Annotated in this window: 16 protein-coding genes; 2 read left to right on the top strand and 14 right to left on the bottom strand. The window is 40.1% G+C overall.

The window, feature by feature from the left end; genetic code table 11:
- Positions 1 to 18 precede the first annotated feature (18 nt).
- From H8796_RS21975 to H8796_RS21995, 5 genes are all read right to left on the bottom strand, one after another.
- Entirely contained in the window at positions 19 to 1,476 is a 1,458-nt protein-coding gene (locus tag H8796_RS21975) for a RagB/SusD family nutrient uptake outer membrane protein (protein WP_117937591.1), read from the bottom strand.
- A gap of 26 nt (positions 1,477 to 1,502) precedes the next feature.
- Entirely contained in the window at positions 1,503 to 4,880 is a 3,378-nt protein-coding gene (locus H8796_RS21980; RefSeq protein ID WP_117937592.1) for a TonB-dependent receptor, read from the bottom strand.
- A gap of 10 nt (positions 4,881 to 4,890) precedes the next feature.
- Complete coding sequence (locus H8796_RS21985) at positions 4,891 to 6,060, bottom strand: FecR family protein (protein ID WP_117937594.1); 1,170 nt, start codon at positions 6,058 to 6,060, stop codon at positions 4,891 to 4,893.
- Between the two features lie 85 nt (positions 6,061 to 6,145).
- Positions 6,146 to 6,694 carry an RNA polymerase sigma-70 factor gene (locus H8796_RS21990; RefSeq protein ID WP_004304159.1) on the bottom strand — a complete coding sequence of 183 codons (549 nt, stop codon included), beginning with the start codon at positions 6,692 to 6,694 and terminating at the stop codon, positions 6,146 to 6,148.
- Positions 6,695 to 6,758: 64 nt separating this feature from the next.
- Entirely contained in the window at positions 6,759 to 7,475 is a 717-nt protein-coding gene (locus H8796_RS21995; protein WP_004300562.1) for a LytTR family DNA-binding domain-containing protein, read from the bottom strand.
- A 137-nt stretch (positions 7,476 to 7,612) separates the two neighbouring features.
- Here H8796_RS21995 and H8796_RS22000 point away from each other — a divergent pair, with 137 nt between their 5' ends.
- Positions 7,613 to 8,791 carry an IS4 family transposase gene (locus H8796_RS22000; protein WP_117938164.1) on the top strand — a complete coding sequence of 393 codons (1,179 nt, stop codon included), beginning with the start codon at positions 7,613 to 7,615 and terminating at the stop codon, positions 8,789 to 8,791.
- A 13-nt stretch (positions 8,792 to 8,804) separates the two neighbouring features.
- Here H8796_RS22000 and H8796_RS22005 read toward each other — a convergent pair whose 3' ends face one another.
- The 3 genes from H8796_RS22005 to H8796_RS22015 all read right to left on the bottom strand — a co-directional run bounded on the left by H8796_RS22005 (position 8,805) and on the right by H8796_RS22015 (position 13,528).
- On the bottom strand, positions 8,805 to 9,896 hold the full coding sequence (locus H8796_RS22005; RefSeq protein ID WP_117933879.1) for a sensor histidine kinase: 1,092 nt from the start codon (positions 9,894 to 9,896) through the stop codon (positions 8,805 to 8,807).
- Positions 9,893 to 10,969 (bottom strand): sensor histidine kinase, encoded by a 1,077-nt coding sequence (locus tag H8796_RS22010; RefSeq protein ID WP_004300566.1) that lies wholly within the window; start codon positions 10,967 to 10,969, stop codon positions 9,893 to 9,895. The genes H8796_RS22005 and H8796_RS22010 overlap by 4 nt, the downstream gene beginning before the upstream one ends.
- Positions 10,970 to 11,050: 81 nt before the next feature.
- Positions 11,051 to 13,528 (bottom strand): TonB-dependent receptor, encoded by a 2,478-nt coding sequence (locus tag H8796_RS22015; RefSeq protein ID WP_117933881.1) that lies wholly within the window; start codon positions 13,526 to 13,528, stop codon positions 11,051 to 11,053.
- A gap of 278 nt (positions 13,529 to 13,806) precedes the next feature.
- Between H8796_RS22015 and H8796_RS22020 the strand changes: the two genes are divergently transcribed.
- Positions 13,807 to 14,286 (top strand): hypothetical protein, encoded by a 480-nt coding sequence (locus H8796_RS22020; protein ID WP_117933883.1) that lies wholly within the window; start codon positions 13,807 to 13,809, stop codon positions 14,284 to 14,286.
- A 136-nt stretch (positions 14,287 to 14,422) separates the two neighbouring features.
- Here the strand turns inward: H8796_RS22020 and H8796_RS22025 are convergent, their stop codons facing one another.
- The 6 genes from H8796_RS22025 to H8796_RS22050 all read right to left on the bottom strand — a co-directional run bounded on the left by H8796_RS22025 (position 14,423) and on the right by H8796_RS22050 (position 23,164).
- Positions 14,423 to 15,013 (bottom strand): sugar O-acetyltransferase, encoded by a 591-nt coding sequence (locus tag H8796_RS22025; protein ID WP_187343873.1) that lies wholly within the window; start codon positions 15,011 to 15,013, stop codon positions 14,423 to 14,425.
- 20 nt (positions 15,014 to 15,033) lie between these two features.
- Positions 15,034 to 15,576, bottom strand: coding sequence for a hypothetical protein (locus H8796_RS22030; RefSeq protein ID WP_117933887.1), 543 nt, complete (start codon positions 15,574 to 15,576; stop codon positions 15,034 to 15,036).
- A gap of 143 nt (positions 15,577 to 15,719) precedes the next feature.
- Complete coding sequence (locus tag H8796_RS22035) at positions 15,720 to 17,273, bottom strand: PKD domain-containing protein (protein WP_233530333.1); 1,554 nt, start codon at positions 17,271 to 17,273, stop codon at positions 15,720 to 15,722.
- 30 nt (positions 17,274 to 17,303) lie between these two features.
- Positions 17,304 to 18,413, bottom strand: coding sequence for an exo-alpha-sialidase (locus H8796_RS22040; protein WP_117933889.1), 1,110 nt, complete (start codon positions 18,411 to 18,413; stop codon positions 17,304 to 17,306).
- A 12-nt stretch (positions 18,414 to 18,425) separates the two neighbouring features.
- Positions 18,426 to 19,865, bottom strand: a complete 1,440-nt coding sequence (locus H8796_RS22045; RefSeq protein WP_233530332.1) for a RagB/SusD family nutrient uptake outer membrane protein — start codon at positions 19,863 to 19,865, stop codon at positions 18,426 to 18,428.
- Between the two features lie 35 nt (positions 19,866 to 19,900).
- The gene (locus H8796_RS22050) at positions 19,901 to 23,164 is read right to left on the bottom strand and encodes a TonB-dependent receptor (RefSeq protein WP_117933892.1); all 3,264 of its coding nucleotides are present in this window, start codon (positions 23,162 to 23,164) and stop codon (positions 19,901 to 19,903) included.
- Positions 23,165 to 23,229 lie beyond the last annotated feature (65 nt).

Consider the following 23,229-nt stretch of genomic DNA (forward strand, 5'->3'; position numbering starts at 1 on the left):
TATACGTTAATGCGTTAATTAATGCAATTCATATTCCGGATTCTGAACCATATTCTCATTGTACTCCATTTCGTGGTTAGGAACAGGAAGAACGATTTTATAATAACTCCAATCAAACTCTACTGCTTCATTGGGAACTTCGCTCAAATAATCTTCACGTATCACTTTCTTGTTATTTCTAAGTAAATCAAAGAAACGTTGTCCCTCTCCCCAGAATTCAATGCGACGCTGTTCAAGCACCAGATCCAGATTTATATCTTCATCTGCCACAGCATCCAGATCCTTACCCGTACGTGCATAAATAGGTTTCAGATACTTGCGCGTATTAGGTATATCATTCCTCTTAATCGCAGCTTCAGCCGCATTCAGATAGAGTTCCGACAGACGGAAAACCGGAATATTGGCATCTTCATACGATTTAGAACCTTGTGCCGGATATTTCAAGCAATAAGGTTTACTACTACTCTCCGTAGACACCATCTTACTACGAACATCATCGGAATTGTCTTTCATGTAGTCTTTCCAATACTTTTCGGTGGCTATCAGATTATACTTGGTGCTAAGATAACCGATGGATGATTTTCCCGGACTATCAGTTGTCAGATTCACAATTTCGAACAACAGTTCACTATTGAACGGAGTAGCCCATATCTTGGCATATTCATCATTGGTCCACAACTTATAGCCTTGTTTTTCTGCACCTTTAATAGCTTCGGCAGCCACATCGTATGCCTCTTTGTCATTCCCCATATAGAGGTAAACCCGGCTTAATAATGTCATTGCCGCCCATTTATTGATTTTACCCTCTTTCTTTACCGAACGAAGCAGCTTCACCGCATCTGTCAGGTCGTCTGTGATGGCCTTATAACATTGGGCAGTCGTATTGCGGGAAGGTTTGATATTCTTATCTTCTACCACTTTATCAATGATGGGCACAGCCAATGATGCCCCGTTATCTTTTAGATAAGGATACCCGTAAATACGTGTCATATCGAACAGCAACAAGGCACGTATTGCCAAAGCCTCTCCTTTCAAGTCATTATAATACTCCTGCTCTGTCAGCTTCTCCAGTTTCGGAGTTGTAATTTCCCGATCGGGAACAAGCTTTATCTTTTCAATATCCCTGAATAAAATGTTCAGGTTCTTACCAATACCGTAGTACATTCCCCAGAAGCCACTAGGTCCATTCGTCTTATTATACTTGAATGTATAGAAACTGACATTGGTGCTGGAAGACTTATAAGATTTCATGTCATCTCCCCTCAAATCACCATAACAGAACATATCTGCTCCATAATAACTGGATGACTGCATACTGCTGTATGCACCGTTCAGCACAAATTCAAAATCTCTTAATTCGGTCAATGAACCATCGGTTTCTATAGCTGTGGAAGATTGCAAATCCAACCAGTCATTTCCGCAACTACTCAATAAGGTTGCAAAGACACCTAAAGCTATATATTTTATCTTTTTCATACTTATTCATTTATAGATTAATGCACTTAGAATTTCACTTCCAAACCGAATGTATAAGTTCTCATCGGAGGAGTATCCCAACTAGGTGATGAACCCGATTCGGGGTCAATATAATCGTATGCCGCCCAAGTTAACAGGTTATTGCCCGATGCATACAGGCGTATATTGTCTATACCCACTTTTCGGGTCCATGTCTTCGGCAGTGTAAAACCGAAAGTCAGATTCTTCAGACGAACATAATCTCCACTGTATAAACGACGTGTGGTAGCATAATCGGTCATGGAAATTGATCTACCGACTACAAAACGTTCGATACTCGTTTCATCCCCCTCCTTCTGCCAGCGTTTCCGGTAATAAATAGGAATATTCAGTGTTCCGTCGCCACCATGTTCCAGTTTGCTTGCCGAACCATCATAGTTCCATGCTCCAAAAGAGAAATTCACGTTAAAATTCAGATCAAACCACTTATAGGAGATGCTGTTACCGAGTCCACCGGTGATAGTAGGATCGGCACATTGCAGTATCACTTTTTCCGCACTACGCGGATCTTTAGTAGTTTCTTTGTTCAGATTTCCATTTTCATCTGTCGTATTCTTATAGAACATCGGCTCACCGTCTGCCGGGTCGATGCCTGCAAATTCAATCATATAATAGGTAGAATAGGGCAAACCTACCTTATGAATAGATGTTCCGCTGGTTACTTGTTTCAAATCTCCGTCCAACTTCAGGATTTTATTGGAATTATGTCCCAGATTCAAACTTGTGCTCCAACGAAAATCTTTTGTCTCGATATTAGTTGAACGAATTTCCAATTCATATCCCTTGTTTTGTAATTTACCAATGTTGGCAAGATAACTTGAGAAACCTGTTGCAAGAGATAATGGCCGGCTGTAAAGCAGATTTTTCGTTGTACGGACATAATATTCAAATGTAACATTCAGTCTGTTGTCGAAGAATCCCAGGTCGATACCGGAGTTGAAGTTGTAGTTGGTTTCCCAAGTCAGTTCCTTGTTTTCCAGTTGCGACTGCGTGATACCCGGATTATCGTTATAATTACTGGTCAGACTGCTCAATCCCATATATCCATAATAAGAAGACGGCAGAGTGCCGTTCACACCATAAGAAACTCTAAGTTTCAGGTCGCTTAACCAGTTCTGAAGAGGTTTCATAAAACTCTCGCTACTCACTCTCCATGCACCGGACAACGACCAGAAATTTCCCCAACGATTCTCTCTCGCCAATCGCGAACTTCCGTCTGTTCTCCAACTCGCTCCCAGATAGTATTTGTTGTCATAATCATAGTTGGCACGCGTAATATAAGAAACAATACGCGTCGTACTGTTAGAACCTCCCATACTCTGATACACTACACCATTGTTGACTTCCGGTTTATCCCAGCGTGCAAAATTAGAGATAGTAGTTCCCAATCCATCCGACTCCTTACTGTTGATTTCATAACCAACCAAAAGGTCCAGATTGTGTTTTTTCTTGATCTTTGTCTGATAAGTCAGAATATTAGACCATGTCATATTGGTAATATCATTATAATCTTTGCTGAAACGTCCGTTATCATCGTCACCGTCACTGGTACGCGGGTCTTTCCATGCACGAGACTTGTTCATCACAAAATCATAGCTGAATGTAGACGCAAACTTGATTCCTTTCCAAATGTCGAATGATGCATATACGGTATTGAAAGAACGAGTCGCATATTCTCTCTTAAAATTATAAGAATTTGATAACATCGGGTTACGGTCATCCAATTTGATTAATGCACGGTTCCAGGTGCCGTCTTCATTCCATATAGGGTCAGACGGTGTGGCTCCATTACGCGTACCGTAAATTGGAGAAGTATACGATGTACCCTCCGAATAAGTATCCTGATTCACTTTGGAGAACTGTATCTTTGCACCGATATTCATCCATTTAGCCATCTGATAGTCTACATTCAAACGTGCAGAAATACGTTCCAGACCGGAGTTTATCGTAACACCATCCTGCTTCATATAGCCGATAGATGTATAGTATTTAATCTTTTCCTGTCCGCCGGAAGCCGAAAACTCGTAATTTTGGTGACTACCGTTACGGAACAGATAATCATCCCAATTCACAAAACCACACCAAGGGATCGGTGCATACTGGTCAATATTTGAATCGGCATAAGCCCATGCTTCATTCTCGGTCATCCCCTGATGAAGTCCTACCTCATCATCGGTCTTACCGCTATAAGTTAAAGCATAATTCCGAAGCCCCTCGTGGATCAGGTTACGACGTTCCTGTCCGCCCATCAATTCGCGGAAAGGCATGGCAAAATTAGAGAATCCCCAATCCGATTTCAATTTAAAGACCGGTTTACCTGCTTTTCCTTGTTTCGTGGTAATAATGACAACGCCATTCGCTGCACGTGAACCATAAAGTGAAGCAGCAGCGGCATCCTTGATAACAGTGATGCTTTCAATATCCGATGTATTCAAAGTAGACATTACATCCAAACCAGAATCACTACCGGATGCACCAATATTACCCGACAATACGGGAACACCATCCACTACATACAGCGGAGAATTGGAGGCATTGAACGAACCCATACCACGGATACGGATGGACGTTGACGAACCCGGTATACCCGAACCGGTATTTACACTGACACCGGGAGCCGCCCCCTCCAACATCTGTTGGAAAGATACATTAGGCACATCTTTCACAGCATCTGTCTTTACGATACTGGCAGAACCTGCATAAGCCGATTTCTTGAAAGTACCATATCCCGTTACAATCACTTCGTCCAACAGGTTATTATCCACTTTCAGGATTATGCTCATCGGCTTGCCGGGAGTTGCAACGACTTCCTGTGACGTATAACCGATATAAGAAACCATCAGAGTCACTTTCTTGTCTGTAACTTCCAGATGGAAATTACCATCCATATCAGTCATCATACCGTTAGTTGTACCTTTCACAATGACATTAGCTCCGATTATCGGCTCTCCACTATCTTCAATTACTTTCCCTGTAATCGTATATTTCTCACGTGCAACAGTTTCCGTCCTAACGGGTTCAGCCTTACGGATGGCAATTACTCCATCATGAACCGTATAAGTCAGTCCGCTATTTCGCAGGCATTTGTTTAGCACTTCAGAAATCAGTTCATTCTTCACATCCAGATTTTCCACTCTGACTTTCTTCGCATCATTTGTGCTGTAGATAAAGGTAAAGTCCGTTTGTTTCTGAATTTCCCAAAGAACTTCATTCAGTGTTACATTTCTGAATTTGGCTGTAACCGTGGTCTGTGCGAATACAGATGCGCGCATCAGCCCTGAAGTCGTAATACAGAGAAAAAGGAACATCATACAAAGACGTTTTCCATATTTCCCAAATCTGGCAACATTACGTAGTTTTTCCATAAAACAGGGATTAATGATTAGTGAATATTTTGATAGTTTTTCCTTCTACTGTGACAGTTACTCTACCCGTTTGCTCCAACAATTTCACCAATGGGGTAATCTCATTATAGCGGTTAACATAGCAGCCGAAACGTAACTCTTTTGTCGCTTCATTCTCATAGACTACATCCATATCATACCATCTGGCAAGAGTTTTCATGATGTCGTCCAATCGCTGATCTTTAAAATTGATCTTTCCATGTATCCATGAGGTATAAAATGCAGTATCTACATTGCGTACATTGATCTGGTTGCTGCCCGGAGTAATACAAGCCTGTTCCGATGGTTTCAGAATCCGGTTACTTCCATTTTCAGTCTGTACTTTTACCGAACCGCTGACAAGTGTAGTTTGATATTCTTCGTTTGCGTAAGCTGATATATTAAAAGTAGTTCCTAATACTTCTATTTTCATCCCTTTGGTTTGTACAATAAAAGGCTGTCCGGTTTTGCTTACTTCGAAATAGGCCTCTCCCTCCAATTCTACCAAACGGCAATCCTGTGCAAACTGAACAGGGAAGCGGATGGAACTCATAGAATTCAACTGTACCTTGCTTCCATCGCTCAACATCAGCTGATATTCACCACCACGAGGAACGTTTACCTTATTATATGCAAGTTTTTCGGATGTCCGGGCGGGAGCCTGCTGATAATTCAATGCGGTAGAATCCACCTGAATGACTGTACCATCTTTTTCTTTCAATTCCACGCCGGAAGTGGACTTCAAATCAATTGCTTCTCCATTATCCAAAATAAGAACAGCTTTCTTACCACCCGGAACAATTTGTTCCGCTACTTGAGATAACGGCTGGGGTTCATTACCGCTCTTATATATTGCCACAGTAGCAATAGCCACCGGAAAAATGAAAATAGCAGCATATTTACATATATTCAGTATCCGATGTCTGAACCGATGGCGTTGGATTTTTCTTTGTACCCCCTCCCATCCATCCTCTGCATGGAAAGTTTGCCGCTTCTGCATATTCTGCTTTATGTTCTCTTCCTTGCAGATTTCCTGAAAAAGGCGTTCGTTTTCGGGCGATTCATCTCTCCACCGGGTCAGTTCCGCCTGTTCTTCTTCCCCGATTTCATCAGATAAGTATCTGGCAATGAGTCTTGCAATATAGAAATGTTGGTTTATCATAATTCACATGTTTTAATCGTTGTTTATACTAAAACAGGTGAATTGAAAATCAGGGTGTATTAAAAATGATTTTTTTTAAAAGAAACTATAAAAAGTAAAAAACCAGGTAGTAATAGTCTTTCAAATATACGCGTAATTTACGGTAGGCAATCTTTTTCTGGGAGTGTACCGTTTCGCCGGAAATATTCAGTGTTTCAGCAATTTCCGGATTGCTTTTTCCCTCAAGTGCCAGTTGCATAATGCTTTTCATCTGCGGCGGTAGTTTTTCAATGGCATCCACTAATATCCGGTAACTTTCTTCTGCTATGACCTTGTCTTGGAAAAAAGAGTCTTTACTCATTTCCTGAACTTTCTGTGCATACTCGTTCATGACCTTGGTATGTTCCAGTTCATTTAAAGATTTATTGCGTACCGACGTATAGAGGAATGATTTAATCTGATGCACATACATGAAATCATCGCGCAACTGCCACAACTTCACAAAACACTCCTGAACAATATCAGCCGCTAATGCATCATTTTCGACATACTGATTAGCAAACATACATAGAGATATGTAATATTTGTCGAATATAGAACGAAACTGAGTCTCATCAGTTAACTTAATACTAATATAGTCTGTTGTGCCAATCACGTATTCTTTATTTTGGTTACAAATATACCATTTGAAAATTATGTAACCAAACAAAAATGAAAAATCACAATCTTTGTTTCATTACAAAACCCTCAAAGAAGTCGTCCCGGTAACTATTACCGATAGCAATTTCATACGATTTTATAAATATATCATTATTGTCAAATGACTCGATGTGATCGGTATTAACAATATAGGATTTATTCACCCGCAAAAAAATAGATTTTGGTAATAAATCGAATATGGCTTTCAGGCTCATGCGAGTAATGATACGCTGGTCGTTCAGTTGAAGAATGACGTAATCTTTCAATCCCTCAATAAAGAGAATATCGGAGAAATTCACCTTGAAATACCGGCGCTCTGCCTTTACGAAGAAATATTCAGCGGCAACAATCGTTTCAATAGCTTCTTTCTCTTCTTTCAATAATAGAGAATGATAGGATAACGCTTTATCCACCGCCTTTTGAAAACGTTCCGCTTCGACGGGCTTAATCAAATAGTCGATTGCATCTACTTCATAGCTATCCAGCGCATATTCTGTATAGGCTGTGGTGAAAATAACCAGTGTTTTTTTGGAAATCGTACGGGCAAACTCTATTCCTGTAATCCCAGGCATCTGAATATCCAGAAAAACCAGATCGACTCCCTGCTGCTCCATAAAGTCGGAAGCAGTTGCAGCACTATTAAAGCTGCCTATCAACTGGAGATTATCGGATTCTTCTATCAATAACTTCATGGCCTCACGTGCCAAGGGTTCATCATCTACAATGATACAATTCATAATGTTATACTAGTAGTGGTGCGATAAAAATCTCACCATCGTTATTAAAATATTAATATTTAATCAAATACAAGCGTTCATTGATTTTTTGATTTGAAAATGATTTATTAGTCTTGTTGTTCCAAGTCATCAAGATTATGAATCAGGGTAAATATGTGTTCTCCCAAATTATCGAGTTTATACCGCGCTACCAATTCGATAAACTTGTGCGCCAATATAAAGGAGACTGGCACGTCAAGAGTCTCAACAGTTACAATCACCTACTTTATCTGCTTTTCGGGCAGTTGACAGGCTGTGACTCCCTTCGAGACATCTGCTTATGCCTGGAAGTCCACTCCAAGATACTTTATCATCTCGGTTTTCGTAAGACAGTAAACCACACATCGTTGTCGCGAGCTAACGAGAAGCGGGATTATCGTATATTTGAAGGTCTTGGCATCTGCCTCATGGAAATAGTAAGACCCATGTACTCAAAGATGAAGCTATCCGAAATAACCATAGACAATGTAATCTATGCATTAGACTCCACGACTATATCCACCAGCATAAAACTTGCCGCTTGGGCTTTAGGCAAATACAGCAAAGGGGCTGTCAAGATGCACACACTGCTTGATTTGCGGGGTAGCATCCCTACCAATATCCATATAACCGATGGCAAATGGCATGACAGTAACGAACTGGATGTACTCATTCCTGAACCGTATGCTTTTTATGTCATGGACAAGGCTTATGTTGATTTTGAGGCGCTCTTCAGGTTTCATCAAGCTCAATCGTTCTGGGTTTCTCGCCCCAAGGAGAACATGAAGTTCAAGACTATTGAGCAGATGGAAACCCCGGATGCAGAGTCAGGCATCATCGAAGATGCACGTATCAGAGTGACTGGTTATAAATCGAGTAAACTATATCCTGAGGATATGAGGTTCGTTCGTGTTTATGACCCTGTCAATGACACCATTGTAGATTTTATATCCAATAACTTTGAAGTCAGCGCATTGGAGATAACAAACATTTACCGCCATAGATGGGATATTGAAGTATTCTTCAAATGGATTAAGCAGAACATTGTCGTCAAGACTCTTTGGGGGTATTCCGAAAATGCTGTCAAAGTCCATCTTTGGGTTGCCATCATATCCTATCTGATTGTTGCACGAATCAAGACTGAGTATAACAGTCCTTATTCTATCACAGAAGTGGCGACCCTCATACGAATATCTGCTTTGGAGAAAACAGAGTTATGCACTCTGGTAGTCAAACAAGACGTATCAATCATTTCAAACCAAAATGTCAAAGAACTCTCCTTATTTGAGGATATTTAAAACCCGTGCGATTTTATCGCACCAGTAGTAATGTTATACTTAAAATTACAGAATAGAGATTTTCATCTTCTTTTTGTTCCAACTTATAATGTTCAGGATACAGTAATCCTAATCTACGCTGAATATTGGCAAGTCCGATTCCACCGACTTTACCCTGCTGGACTGCAACAGACGGTTTAGAATTCTCACACCGGAATTCCAGCCGGTGAGCCTCCACCTTAAAAAAGACATGGACATACGAAGAATGCTCACTATCAAAACTATGTTTCACCGCATTTTCCACAAAAGGAATGAATAATAAAGGCTGAATCCAAATGGAATCCACTTCTCCCTCCTGCCTCAACGTAAACTGGAAATTGTCACGGCGTATCTTTTCCAAATTCAGGTAGTCATTCAGGAAACGGATATCCGAAGCCAACGAAACTCTTTCACGCGAACTGTCATTAATCTGATACCGTAGCAAATCTTCCAGTTTGAAAAGTACTTTGGAAGCTTCTTCCGGATTTCTCTTTATCAGGACATTGGCATTATTCAGCATATTGAAAAGGAAATGCGGGTTAATCTGATTCTTCAGAAATGTCAGTTCGGATTGTAAAGTAGTGGACTCGAGTTCGTCAATACGTAGGTTGTAACGCAACCAATGGGTAAACAGTGATATGGCTGCCGAACCTGCGGTAACAAAACCGATGGTCAGTATCCCCGAAAAAGTATTAATGAAAGTAGCGAATCTGCCAGGATCTTTTCCGGGCAGAATTACTTCAAAGAGTAATCCCTGGGTGATTGAAAGGAAGACGATGACTACCAAATTCGTCAGGACAGCCGCCAGGACATAATGACCTAAGCGGTTCTTCAACAGAAAACAGGGTACTAATATATACAGGTTCATATAGATTACTGTATTAATGGAAACAAAATATGCCAGGAATCCACCAAAACGCCGCCAAAAAGAAACTGACTGCAAAGGTTCGTACCAAAAGACATTAATAGTCATCAAAAGAACTATTATTTGCAGTAACAGATGTCTGCATGTCCGGTAATGAGGACTTAACAAGAAAGCTGTAACACTTTTATCTTCCATTCTTCTATGTTCTGTATTCAGGTTCATACTTCACCTCCTTTCAATTCCAACCAGATGCTTTCTGTCGTCAGGAATAGTCTGTAACGATTGCCATATAATAAGTTCAGTCTTTGGCGGATTCTTTCAAGTCCTTTATCTTCCAAAAGATTCACTTGTAGGCAAAGACAGGTGAATATAATTGTGTTCTCTTCTACTTTCAAATGGATTTTGAGAGAAACAGGAATTGATGTTCGCTGTTCGTTGATTGATTTTACAATATATTGCACAAATGGAATGAAAAGCAAGGGTGGAACCAGTGTTCTATTTACTTCTCCATCCGCAAGCAGTTCATAATTGAATTGTGCCTGGGAATTCTGTTCCAAGGTCAGGTAATTATTCAGGAAATTAATTTCACTACTAAGCAATACCTTTGTTCTGCTGCAATCATATAGTTGATAACGAAGTAGTTGACTTAATTTCATCAGCATCTTCGAGGCTTTTTCCGGTTCGCTCAATGTCAGTTCCCCCGAATGATGTAATGTTTTGAAAAGAAGTTCGGGGCTGACTTGTTCTTTTAGCTGTTCCACTTCCGAAAGTACGTGAACCTTTTCCATTTGTGAGACACGTTGATGGTCTATCATCCATTCTTTCAGGAGAACAGTCATTGTTCCTCCTATCATGCAGAGTGTGGACAACATGAAAGAAGATATATAATCCATCACTATAGGTATGGAAAAATAAGAGGCACGTTCGTAAAATTCCGGCCAGCAGGAATAAGATACATATTCCGTTGCCATTTGTATTGCCAGGGCAAGCATCATTGCTACCGAAAGTAAGGATATGTAGCTTAGATAGCGTCTTTTCAGCAAAAACTTTGGAAAGAGCCAGAAAAGATTCAGATAAATAACTCCTATATAAGTCAGTAGATATAAGAAAGTGAATGTATAAATCCATCCTCCCAATATATCCCGGTAATCGAGGAATATAATAAAAACCTGATTGAATGATATGGTAGCCAACACCATAATGAGCACCAGATAACGCGCCCATCGAAGTTCCGGGCTAACGAGAAATCGATATAATAAAGTAGATTTATTGTCTGTTGTTATTGTTTCAGCCATCGTGTATTTAATCAGGGAAGATGTTTTATCTCCGGGGACGAAGATAAAACATTTTTCCGGTTGGACTTCTATATCGGTTATCTAAAATTCAAGTTTATAACTCACATTTGTCAATGTTGTAGAACCGTCGCTAACATCAATTTTTCCAGTTTTCACATTATATTCATGTCCATAGTGTTCCTTCGCACCGGTAAAGTTAAGTCCTTTCACTGCAAACTCATGAGAGACTTTCTTCTTGTTGATGCGGTAACTCACGGTATAGTTGCCGATAAGCATGGGAGAATATTGTTTAGAAAATGCTTTCGTTTCGTCATATTGCACCTCTTTATCAGGATGATTCATCGTTGCTTCCCTGTCAATCGGAGAATACCGATCACCTCCTTGTAAGGTCAATTTCAGATTGATGCTAAGAATATTCTGTCTATTACGTCCCAGCATCCATTCCTTTCCAATCAGTCCGTTGATGACATAATTCCGATTAAACTTCGTATTGTACCACACACCGTCTCCGCCCCGATAGCGGGAATCGAAAAGAGAACCGGAAATCATGTAATAGAGTCCTTTTTCCAGGAAACGTTCTAAAGTGATATCAATACCTATGTTGCGTCCTCTTCCTTTATTAACCAATGCGTCTTCCACATAGAAATCAGAGCGGTTGAGTACGGAATAAGAGCTGTCAGCCATCACAGGCACATCATGGAGAAATTGGATATAAGGTTCTATTTTCAGATTCATGCGATCGGATATTTTGTATCCAAAAGACAACATGACGTGCTGCGCTTTGGTGAAATCGAGTTCCTTGTTGACGGATTTGTCTCCTGTACTTTTCGTTTTTACAAAATAGACGTCCATTTTCTCCATACGGCTGTACATACCATAAGCCAGTGCGAAAGTTGCTTTCGGAGTAGCTTGCCATTTCAAACCAATACGGGGTTCAACAGACCACTTATTATTCAGGGTCAGAAATTGCCCGTAAATACCGGCATTGAGCGTCCAACGTTCCGTCAATCCTACAGAAGAACTATTGTAGGCAGATATCAGACTCGTATTGCCTTTTCCTTGAGATACGGTTTCCAGTGATTCGGCTTCATAAGGAGCAATGGCAAGGTTCATTTGATAGAACATGGCATTATACGTAAATCCTGTCTTATTAGTAAAACGGTTACTGAATTTACGGTTGAAAGTTGAAGTCAGTATCAAGTTGGTATGTTTCGAGTTAAGATCCATATAGGGAGTAGATTCCAGAGAGTGGTTAAACATGGTTGCTCCTCCGTCCAGTTGCGAATAAGTACCGGCAATAGTGGTTTTCAATGATGCGTCATTGTTGAAGAAATAACGGTGGCTGATACCTCCGGCAGCCATATACTGTTTGTCTTTTGATTCGCTACGGTCGCTCATATATTCCCATTTATCCGTATTCTTTTCAAAATCACTGCCGAATTTATCAATCAGACTGGTTCCCCAGACAGAGAATGTTCCTGCTTTCTGTGTCGGGAAATTCAGTTTGAAGTTCAAGTCCTGATAGTCCATCTTTCCGCCCTCCAAGTTCAGAAGTCCCGTTGTGGAATACCGGTAATTGAAAATATAGGATGCTTTGTGCTTCTTGCTTAACGGTCCTTCGGAAGCTACATCAATTCCCATGATGCCCACTTGAAGCGTATTCTCATTCTTCTGGTTATTTCCATTGCGCAATTTCATATCAAACACACCGGATACCGCATTTCCATATTCTGCCGGAAAAGCTCCGGTAAAGAAATCGGAATTACCCAATACCTGCGAACTAAGAGATGAAAGTATTCCTCCACCCAATGTGGCAATATCCGCAAAGTGATTCGGGTTGGGAATTTCAACGTCTTCCAATCGCCACTGCAACAGATGGGGAGCATTGCCATGAATGGATATCCCATTAGAAGATACACTGGGGGCCACTCCGGCAAAGGAGGATACCAAACGGGCAGGGTCGTCAAAACCTCCGGCGTAGCGGCTCGCTTCTTCCACACTTAACATACGGGCCCCGGTAGTAGCCATCTTATTCATCGCCTCCTCTTTATTGGTTCTGGCACGAATCACTACTTCATTGAGTTCGTTTACACTTTCTTTCAAAGGAATTTCCAGATAAACCTCCTTGGCGGAAGTTACCAGTATCTCTCTGAAAATACCCGGCTCATATCCCATAAAGGTTGCCTCTACCGTATGCCGTCCAACAGGAACCTGTGGTATGCTGAAACGACCGAGACTGTCTGTTATCGTACCTGCTCCCTCTTTTTCGGATAATCTCACCGTTGCATACGGTATCGGGTGTTTTGAATCCCCGTCAATAACCATTCCCCGGATTGTCTGTACCGGCCGTCCTTTTCTCTGCGGTGTCTGACTAAACGCCACTGCGGATACCAACAAAGCAACCAACAAAAGTATCCACCCGCCATAACGATGTATTTTCCGGGTTAACTCTTCACTAAGAACTCTTTCAAAGGTTTTGAGTACTGCGCTGCATTCATCTGCGGAGATACCTGACTGAATAGATATTTTTTCTAATAATCTAGTTTTATTCATCTTCATGATTTTATTCTGTTTTTATTTCGTCACGAAGATAGAGTATAGAAGATTGCCGATTTTTGAAATGAGACGAATGCATCCCGTTTGTAGACAAAACGCAAAATTGGTAAGACGAAAAAATCATTCAATCCATGAAATCTTACCAGAAACAGAGCCTTTAAAAAAATAAAACTTCATATATTCTGTTTTTAGAAAAAAATTTCTACATTTGCCAAATCAATATACAGCAAAACAACAATAGTGGCTTTATAGCGACACAATCAATTTAATATTTATAAAGTATGAAAAAGTTTTTATTTGTTTTGGTGGCCTTTATCACCATTTTTATGACTAGTGCTGAAGCACGCCGTATAAGAATCAACGTTCCAGCTAACATTCCTAAAGTCGCTACTTTGCCGGACAGTTCCTATTACAAAACAGATGACGGTTCACATTTGGATCTGGGTTATATTGAGAAAGATGGTAGCCGTGTATTAGTGCTGTTTTCAGAATCCAAACCTGACACCTATTATGATATTCCCGACGATTTTATAGAAGCTCTTCAGAAAGACCTCAATGTAGAGGATCTTACCAGTCTCATTCCAGAGCCATCTTTCTGGGATAAATGGGGAGGCAGTATTCTAATCTATGGCTTCGGTGCATTGATCGTTATCGGTATAATAAGTTATCTGAAAGATTTTATCTTTGGTATCCTCGGACTAGGCAAAAAGAAAAAAGAGGAAGAGAACGAAGAAGATAATGATTCGAAAGCTAACAGCTAACGGTTCATCCTAAGATTAAGTCGGGCAACTCCTATTCTGGTTAGTTGCCTTACCTATATAAGAAAAGTCACATCACTTTCAGAACGGTTTATGTCCTCTAAAAGTGATGTGACTTTTCTTAATAGCACACGCCAACCTACCCTAAAAAGTCGGTCTTATCTTTATCCGTGATCTCCCGAATTACTTTACATGGAACTCCTGCAGCGATCACATTTTCCGGCACATCCTTAGTCACTACACTTCCTGCTCCGATTACCGAATTTCTTCCAATGGTAACACCACCCATAATATGGACGCCTGCACCAATCCAGACATTATCCTCAATCACAATCGGACGTGCATAGCAACCTCCCATAACGCGTTCCCGAGCATCAAGTGCATGATTTGCAGTGTACAGTCCGACACGTGGTCCCAACAAGACATTATCCCCTATTGTAACAAGATTCCCATCCAACATGATGCAATCAAAATTAGCAAAGAAGTTGTTTCCTATAGTGATATTAAATCCAAACTCACACCGGAAATTGGGTTCGAAGTGAACATTCTCCCCAATGCCTTTCAACAATTTGCGTAGTAATGCTTCACGAACCTCTTTGGGTTTTCCATAAGTAGAGTTATAATCATTAGTCAGAAAAACGACTTGTTCTCTTCTCTGAACCAGTTCTGCAGACAAATCATTATAAATAGTCCCCGACAACATTCTTTCATACAATTCTCTATTTTCCATATCTATATCATAATGATTGATTAAAGTCCTTTTGTAATCACTGGTAATCCGAAAAAGCCTTTTTGTAAAGTTAGTATCTTCGGTGCACCTGCCTTGGCCTTATTATAAGTGGAAAGTGACACATGCAATTCTTCCACAGCTCCATTCTCAAAAGCTACCTGCAAATAGTATTCCTTACGTATGCCATCCGAAACATAACGATGCCTGCCTACTCTACGGGTCTTCTTGTGTGTTTCTACATATTTTTTCTGTACCATCACTGTTTCTTCGTGTGTGGAAGCAAGATCGGCAAACCAATAATTACCGCCAAGAAACAATACATAACTGATGGCACCGATGCAAGCCAGATGACACAAACAATTAATTACTTTACCATCCATAGTTGTCAGCCATATCCATTTCTTATAGAATGGGATAGTAGCAAGAGCCACCAAAAGCGCCATTCCAACAGGTATCCACCATGATGCTAATGTATCTTCGTAAATAACATAACCTAAGCCCAATGAAATAATAAAGATAAAAAGCATCAAAATACGAAGAGTCTTAATAAACAAAGGCTTCATAGTAGTATCATTGTATTATGTATCATTTTCATTGTCTCTTTTTAGAGTGAACAAAGGTAACTAAATTATAAATAAAAGCGCTATACATTCAAGATATGATTATCCTAAATATATAGCGCCCTAAATTAGATATATAATACTATCTATTTCATACTTTCATAAAGTGTTTTCGCTTCTTCAGCTGTAAATGCACGGTGATAAATTAAATAATCATCGATATAACCCTCCATGAAATTCTCATAAGATCGTGCACCCTCTGCTCCACGATACATCGCACCAATAAAATAAGGTTTCCGGTCGATCGGTTTCAATCCCTTATTCAATGCTTCCGCTTCTTTTACTCCATCAATATACAAATAGGTACTTCCGTTCGTATGTACACATACATAATGATGCCATTCCCCATCCGTCATAGACTTCGTTTTATAATCAGTCCAGTTTCCTGACAGTCCCGTGTATTCAATGACATATCTTATATATGGACTGGACTTTTGGAATCTGAACCAAGTTTGTTTATTCATTCCGTCTGCACTTGCATTAGGTCCGGCACCATGCTGGAACACTCCCAGATTGGTAGCAGTCTTATTTGAAGTTTTCACCCAGAAGGATGTAGTTACAGGAGTTGCCTGGAAATCCAAAGCATCATTATCAGGTAACGAAAGGAAAGCATAATTCTGATTATCCTTACTTACAAACTGGGCACAAGTAAATCCTTCTTTACGGGCAGGAGCATTAAAGTTAACATCCATATTATCTCCCAATTTAAGAATTTCCGGATGAATGGCATTCGGTCCCATATCTTTACTGTCACCATCGAATGGATAGAAAAGAACAAGATCCTTACCAGGAAGCACAGTGACATATCCTTCTTGTTCAGCAGTAGAAGTATTCATTTCGTTAGATGCCACCAAAGTCACTTTATATCTACCGGCAGTCGAATAAGTTACAACAGGGTTCTGCTGGTCTGAAACAGACGGTTCGCCCCCTTCAAATGTCCAGTTCCAATGAGTAGGACGTCCTAAACTGGCATCCTTAAATGATATTGTTCCTCCTTCTATAATCATACGCCGATCTGCCGCTATATCTGCGGCTACTGAATTTTTATCAATAATATTCAGGTATTTCTCTTTTGTAACAGTAGCTGATGTCTTAGGATTTGTCACAGTTAATTTCACTGTGTAAACTCCCGGTTCAAATATGAGACTTGGATTCTGCAGATCAGAAGTAACCGTTATCCCACCCACAGAAGTAAACTCCCATGCCCAAGTCGATGGAAATCCAACAGACAAATCCGTAAAGTTTATAGTTTCATCGCTTAGAGCTTGAGTTTTATCCGCTTTAAAAGCAGCTGTTATTTCATCCGGATATACGACAGTGACGTATTTCAACATTTCAGTCTCTGCATTTTCCGTTCCTCTGCCCACTCTCAATTTCACAGTATAAGTTCCCGGATAATTATAAACGATTTCCGGGCTAAACAGATTAGACACACTAGGTTCTCCCCCTTCAAAACTCCAGTCCCATCGTACTGGCTCTCCGGTAGACTTATCCATAAAACAAATTTTCTCTCCGGCAGAAATCGTTTGTTTATCAGAGACAAAATCAGCGTTCAACAATACTTGCTCTTCATCTTTACAGGAATAAAAAACTCCCAGACATACGAACAAGAAATATATTATCTTTTTTATGTTCTTCATATCATTACATTTTTATAATTCCACGTATGGTTATTGTAATTGCGATAACTCAACATTTTGAAAAGCAATGCCACCAATATTCTTGAATCCGTATTCATACAGTACTCCAATCATACCATCCGGATAACGGGCTATATCCGAATATCCGCCATAGTCACTACCAGTATAGGAATATTGTTTTTTCCAGGTTACTCCATCGTCTTCACTCATTTTCAATGTGTTGTTATTACGATTGGTCTGACTATCAGGATTGGAGAATAAAAGAATGCCTTTGCCATCCTCTCCCAAACCATAAAAGAGGATAGAGCCCTGACATATCGGTTCTTTCAATGTAGTGTATTTACACGGACTCCATGTCAGTCCACCATCCGCACTGGTAGAAACCACCCTGTATTTTTCCGTATCAGACTGTTTACGCATATTCAACATCAAATCACCATTGCTCAATTCGGTCACAGTACTCTCATTGGTATAATCCATATCCATAATACCACCCAAATGCCAGGTTTCTCCCCTATCATCCGAATATATCACATGGGAACGTCCTGCACCGGAAGTCGTGGTGTTATGATTACATGATACCACAATTCTTCCTTTATGCGGCTCAAACTGTTTTACAATTCCATGACAAGGTCCTGTTGCATACCATCTATATTTATCTGGAGTTACCGAAGCTGTTATATCCTTTTCTTTCGCCCATGTCAACCCTTCATCATCCGAGTAAGTCATGAAAATAGAGTTGGTCCCCGTTGCCCCCGGGTTCCAGCAAGATAGCAAGATAACACGATTGATATCCGCTAAATAAACAGGCACCTGATTACGACAACGATTTTCAGCATCATCCTTAACAGTTATCAGCGGCCCCCAAGTCTTTCCTTTATCAGTGGAGCGTTTCAGAACGATATCAATATCCCCTTCATCTTCAGGTCCATTGCGGCGTCCCTCTGCAAAAGCCAATATTGTACCGCTATTTGTTATAACCATTGTCGGTATTCTGAAATAAGCATACCCTTCCTTATTTATAGAGTAAGGTTTGCTCGTAGGAACCGGTAAAGAAGATATGCTCGGCTCCACATCATTGCATGCTGTCGCTATAAACAACAGGCACATCCATGCTAATATTAAGTTTAAATTCTTCATTGTTTTTAATTTTTAATAACCATCAGTTTGTTCCAGATTAGGATTCAAATCAATCATCTTCCTTAAAATCGGAAAATACAACGGAGTAGATTTACCAACCAGATTAGGGATGTAATCATAAATATCAATCGTACCCGCATAATGCGCACGCATTAAGTCCGGCCAACGCTTCAACTCGAAACACAATTCCCTGCCTCGTTCATCCAATATTTCTTTTTGTACCACTTTCTGATCCGAACTTGCGACATAAGCGCCGATATCGGCACGATTACGAGTAGAAAACATCGCATCAATAGCTTTGGATACATTATCACCACCCAAATAACACAATAATTCCGCTTTTAGCAATTTGACTTCACCCAAACGATAAACTACAATATCATTATCATAATAACGGTCGTCAGTATAAGCTGTTCCCCGGAATTTATTCTGCGAAGTAAAGACTACCGTTCCTTTCGAATTTATAGCATTAATATATGCTGATGAAGCCCGGTTATCCTTGTCGCTGAAAAGTGAAATCAAACGGGGAGACGGAGCGTATACATGACGTGCGATTGTTGAATTGGTATACGGAATATCCTCTTTGTTTACAATATCATTAGTCAACAGTCCGGCAGCGGCTGACATAGATAATGTAGACATATACATATTGTTGTATTCATCCTTCTTCAGATAAATGGAGAAAATGATTTCACTGTTTTTCTTATTTGCCACATCAAATATATCCGCATATTTATCCATCATACTCACTCCGCATTTTTCGACTTCTTCCAACGCTGAAATTGCATCTGTCAAATCATTCTTGTCATTGCTCCTCTGAACTGTATATTTCCATGCCAACGCTTCCGCTTTCAGACATAATGTAGCAGGTTTGGAAAGTCTGTTCTTATCCAGGATATGTGCTTCCGGATATAGGTCAATAGCGGTCTGGATATCCGACAAAATCTGTTTCATTACTTCAGAAGCCGGACTACGCATCGGACGTGATTCCTTATCATAGGATTCCGTAGGATTCAACACAATAGGCACGTCTCCCCACATCTGTGTTAAAGTCAGATAAGCTTTTGCTCTGAACGTATATGCCTGCGCCAAAATCCTTTTCTTTTCATTTTCCAGCGTAAACTCAATTCCCGGAGCATATTTAATAATCATATTACAATGGTGGATATTCTCATAGAAAGTACGCCAATCCAACCCATATTCTTCATTCAACTCGTGTTGATGTGAACGCGAAACACCTCCAATTACTCCTGATACCATAGCATCTCCACGGTCCTCACCATATAACGTAGTACTGGTCATACCTCTGTAATCCGAATAAAGACCGTTCAAATAGCCTTTTACATCTGATTCTGATTTCCAATAATTCGCCATAGTTATTTCAGAGATAGGATCTATATCCAAAATAGATTCACAACTACCTAAAGTACAGGCAGCTAGTATACTAAACATTATTAATTTAGTTCTCATCATCGTTTACTTTAATGTTACATTGTAAATTTTACAGAGAATATAAACTGACGTGGACGGGAATATTTACCGGCGTCAGCACCAATTACTTCAGGAGTAAGTCCATCATAAGCTGTCCAATATCCTAAATTATAGACAGCAGCGGTCAAATCCAGTGTTTCAATTTTAGTAGCCCGCAACCATTTGGCACGTAACGGGTAGGATAGAGAGACTTCACGGAATGCCAGATAATCCCCTTTCTTTATATATAAAGTATTGGCACTACCACCACTAAAGCCAATTGTAGAACTACTTGGGCGACCATGATTACGTTTCCCATTGTCCCAGTCGGACTCTACATCATAGCGGGGAATAGAAGCTATATCACCCGGTTTATGCCACATTTTACTACTGGCAACATCATGAATCGTTGCGAAGTTATTTCGAGAATTCGCATTTGCCTGCGCCCTAAAGTGATTATCAATCACATTACCTAATGAAAAGTCTGTTGCAATCCTCAGAGTGAAGTTCTTATAGGTAAAAGTGTTATTAAAAGAACCCATCTTATCCGGATGAATATAACCTACAAATACCATATCTTTAGAATTTATGATACCGTTTCCATCCACATCACGCCAAATTGCATCACCGGCACATTTTCCTTTGCCCAACCAACCGGAAGATACTCCTTCATCATATGGAGCATTAGCAGCGTCCTCATCTGTTGAATAAACTCCATCCAACTGATAAGCAAAGCGAGCACCAAAACGCTCTCCTTCTGCAAATCCGCCCACTTCAACATATTTTCCCAACTTAGGATCGAAAATGATTCCTCCACCAGTCCGATTCTTATCTGCACCATTATTAGGCAACTTTCCTATGGTTGTTCTCCAAATGGAGAAATTTGCATCTATATTCCAACGGAAATCACGTGTCTGCATGGGAATCGCATTGACAGCAATTTCTATACCTTTCGTATTCAAAGAACCAAAATTGGATTTAATTGATGCAAACCCAGTTTCCGACCATAGGTTTTCATTCAATAAACGGTTCGTAGTCTTTTTATAATACGCATCGAAAGATAAATTGATACGATTATTTAAAAATCCAGCTTCAAATCCCAAGTCGGTTGAAGTCGTCTCTTCCCATAGCAAATTACGATTCATCAACACAGTATTCAAGATACCTGCTTCACCCGCATAGTTTTTACCGGCTTCATAAGAACCTTCCGTATTTTCCAATGCAAGATTATCATATCCTGTTTTCCCCCAGCTAGCTCTAAGCTTTAAGTTGCTGACCACCTTTGATAAAGGTTCAAAGAAGGCCTCACGATGCATATTCCATCCGGCAGACACACCTGGAAAAGTTGCAAACTTATGATTGGCTGCAAAGTGGGAAGAGCCATCATAACGGATACTTGCGGAAAACAGATACTTCATGTCATAATTATAATTGACACGTCCGAAATAGCTATTCATCTTTTTCTCTTCAAAAGTAGAGGTTGTCTTGGCCGATTCTGCAGCAATACCATTCAATGTTTCAATATAATCAGATGTTCCACCATAACCGGAACCGCTGAAACGATACCAATTGTCATAAATGTAGTTACCACCAACCATCAAGTCCAGGTTATGTTTATCTTTTAGTGTCTTTGTGTAGTTTAAAATAAGGTCATACTGATAATGCAAATCCATATTATGTGCTTCCGACACCGGTCTGTTTTTCACAACTTCATTATATCGTTCAAAATTATGGTCTTTACCTTCGTTGTTAGTATATGAGAACATCGGTTTGAGATGTAACCCCGGAATGATCTCCCAATCTAATTCTGCAGAAAGATTGATACGGCTCACTCTGTTTTCTTTTTCCTGATAATAAACTTCATGAAGTCTGGTACGGAATGAACTCGTCAATTCTCCCGGAGCCGGTGTCCCGTCTTCATAATACTGACGTACTGTAGGCGGCATCTTGGCAGCACGTGACATTACGTTATTCTCATTGATGCCTGCTGTCGTTCGCATGGAGTAATTCACCATCCCCCTTACCGTCAGATTCTTACGAATCTTGTATGAAGCATTTGTCAAAAAACTCCAACGATTATAATTAGAACCTACAACAATACCGTCCTGTGTAAGATAACCAAGACTCATATAATAAGTGGCTTTCTCATTTCCGCCACTGAAGTTTATATTAAAATCATGATTAACAGGAGTCTGGAATAGATTATCTTGAAAATCTGTTTCTTTAAATATCAACATCTTACCGGGATTGGCAGGATCCTCCATCATCTCCCATCCTTGGTTAGATAACAGATCTTCTACATACCCCTGACCATAATTGGTTATATAGTCATCCAGAAAAGCTGTTGTATTCAAAGCATTCCGTTTATTTGCAGTACTCATCGCAAAAGTACCTAACAAATATTTATCAGGATCGGTTGCATGTAGCGCAGCAGTACGAGTTGCGGTCAAATATTCGCGGGCACCCGACAAAGGCATTCTTTTCGGTTGATGATCTACAGACAAACCATAACTAAAAGAGATACTCCCTTTGCCTGCTTTACCTTGCTTAGTCGTAATCATAACAATACCACGAGAAGCCTTTGAACCGTAAATTGCCGTTGAAGCAGCATCTTTCAGCACCTGTATCGTTTCTATATCCGCATAGTTAATATCCTTCATAGTACGAATCACCCCGTCAATAATTACCATAGGAGAATCACTTTCTGGTGCAGTAGTTGTTCCACCACGCACTATAATTTGAGGATCAGCCCCCGGTTGACCGGAGCTTACGCGAATTTCCATTCCCGGCACTTTCCCCTGCAACATGGACATTGGATTTCCCGCTGGCGAAATAGCCATATCTTTAGAGTCCACCTTGGTGATCGCACTCGTCAATGCTGCCTTAGACTGCTTACCATATCCGATAACAACAACATCTGATAAAGCAACTGAACTGCTCCTCATCGTTACCAGAATACTATTCCTCCCCTTTACGGGTATTTCCTGTTTTTCCATACCTACAAATGAGAATACTAAAACACCATCTGCAGGAGCACTAATGGAATATTTTCCATCCAAATCAGTCACTGTCCCTTGTTGAGAACCTTTCACCAGAACCGAAACCCCTATTAACGGTTCTTGTGTATCGTCCAAAACAACTCCGTTGACAGTTATCTTCTTTTGATCTATGCCCAAAGCTTCAAATGAAGCCGAAAAAGCGGGCATGCAAAAAGTGAAGATAACTAATAAGATACCCGACATGCGGAATAGCTTACTTTTTAATAAAAATGCATTTAACATAAATTGTAGATTACAAGTTAATAACTCAAATTTCAGGTTTTTCTATTTTCTCGTTTCATATATCA

Origin of the sequence: Bacteroides sp. M10 (assembly GCF_014334015.1) — a bacterium.
Lineage (GTDB): Bacteria > Bacteroidota > Bacteroidia > Bacteroidales > Bacteroidaceae > Bacteroides > Bacteroides intestinigallinarum.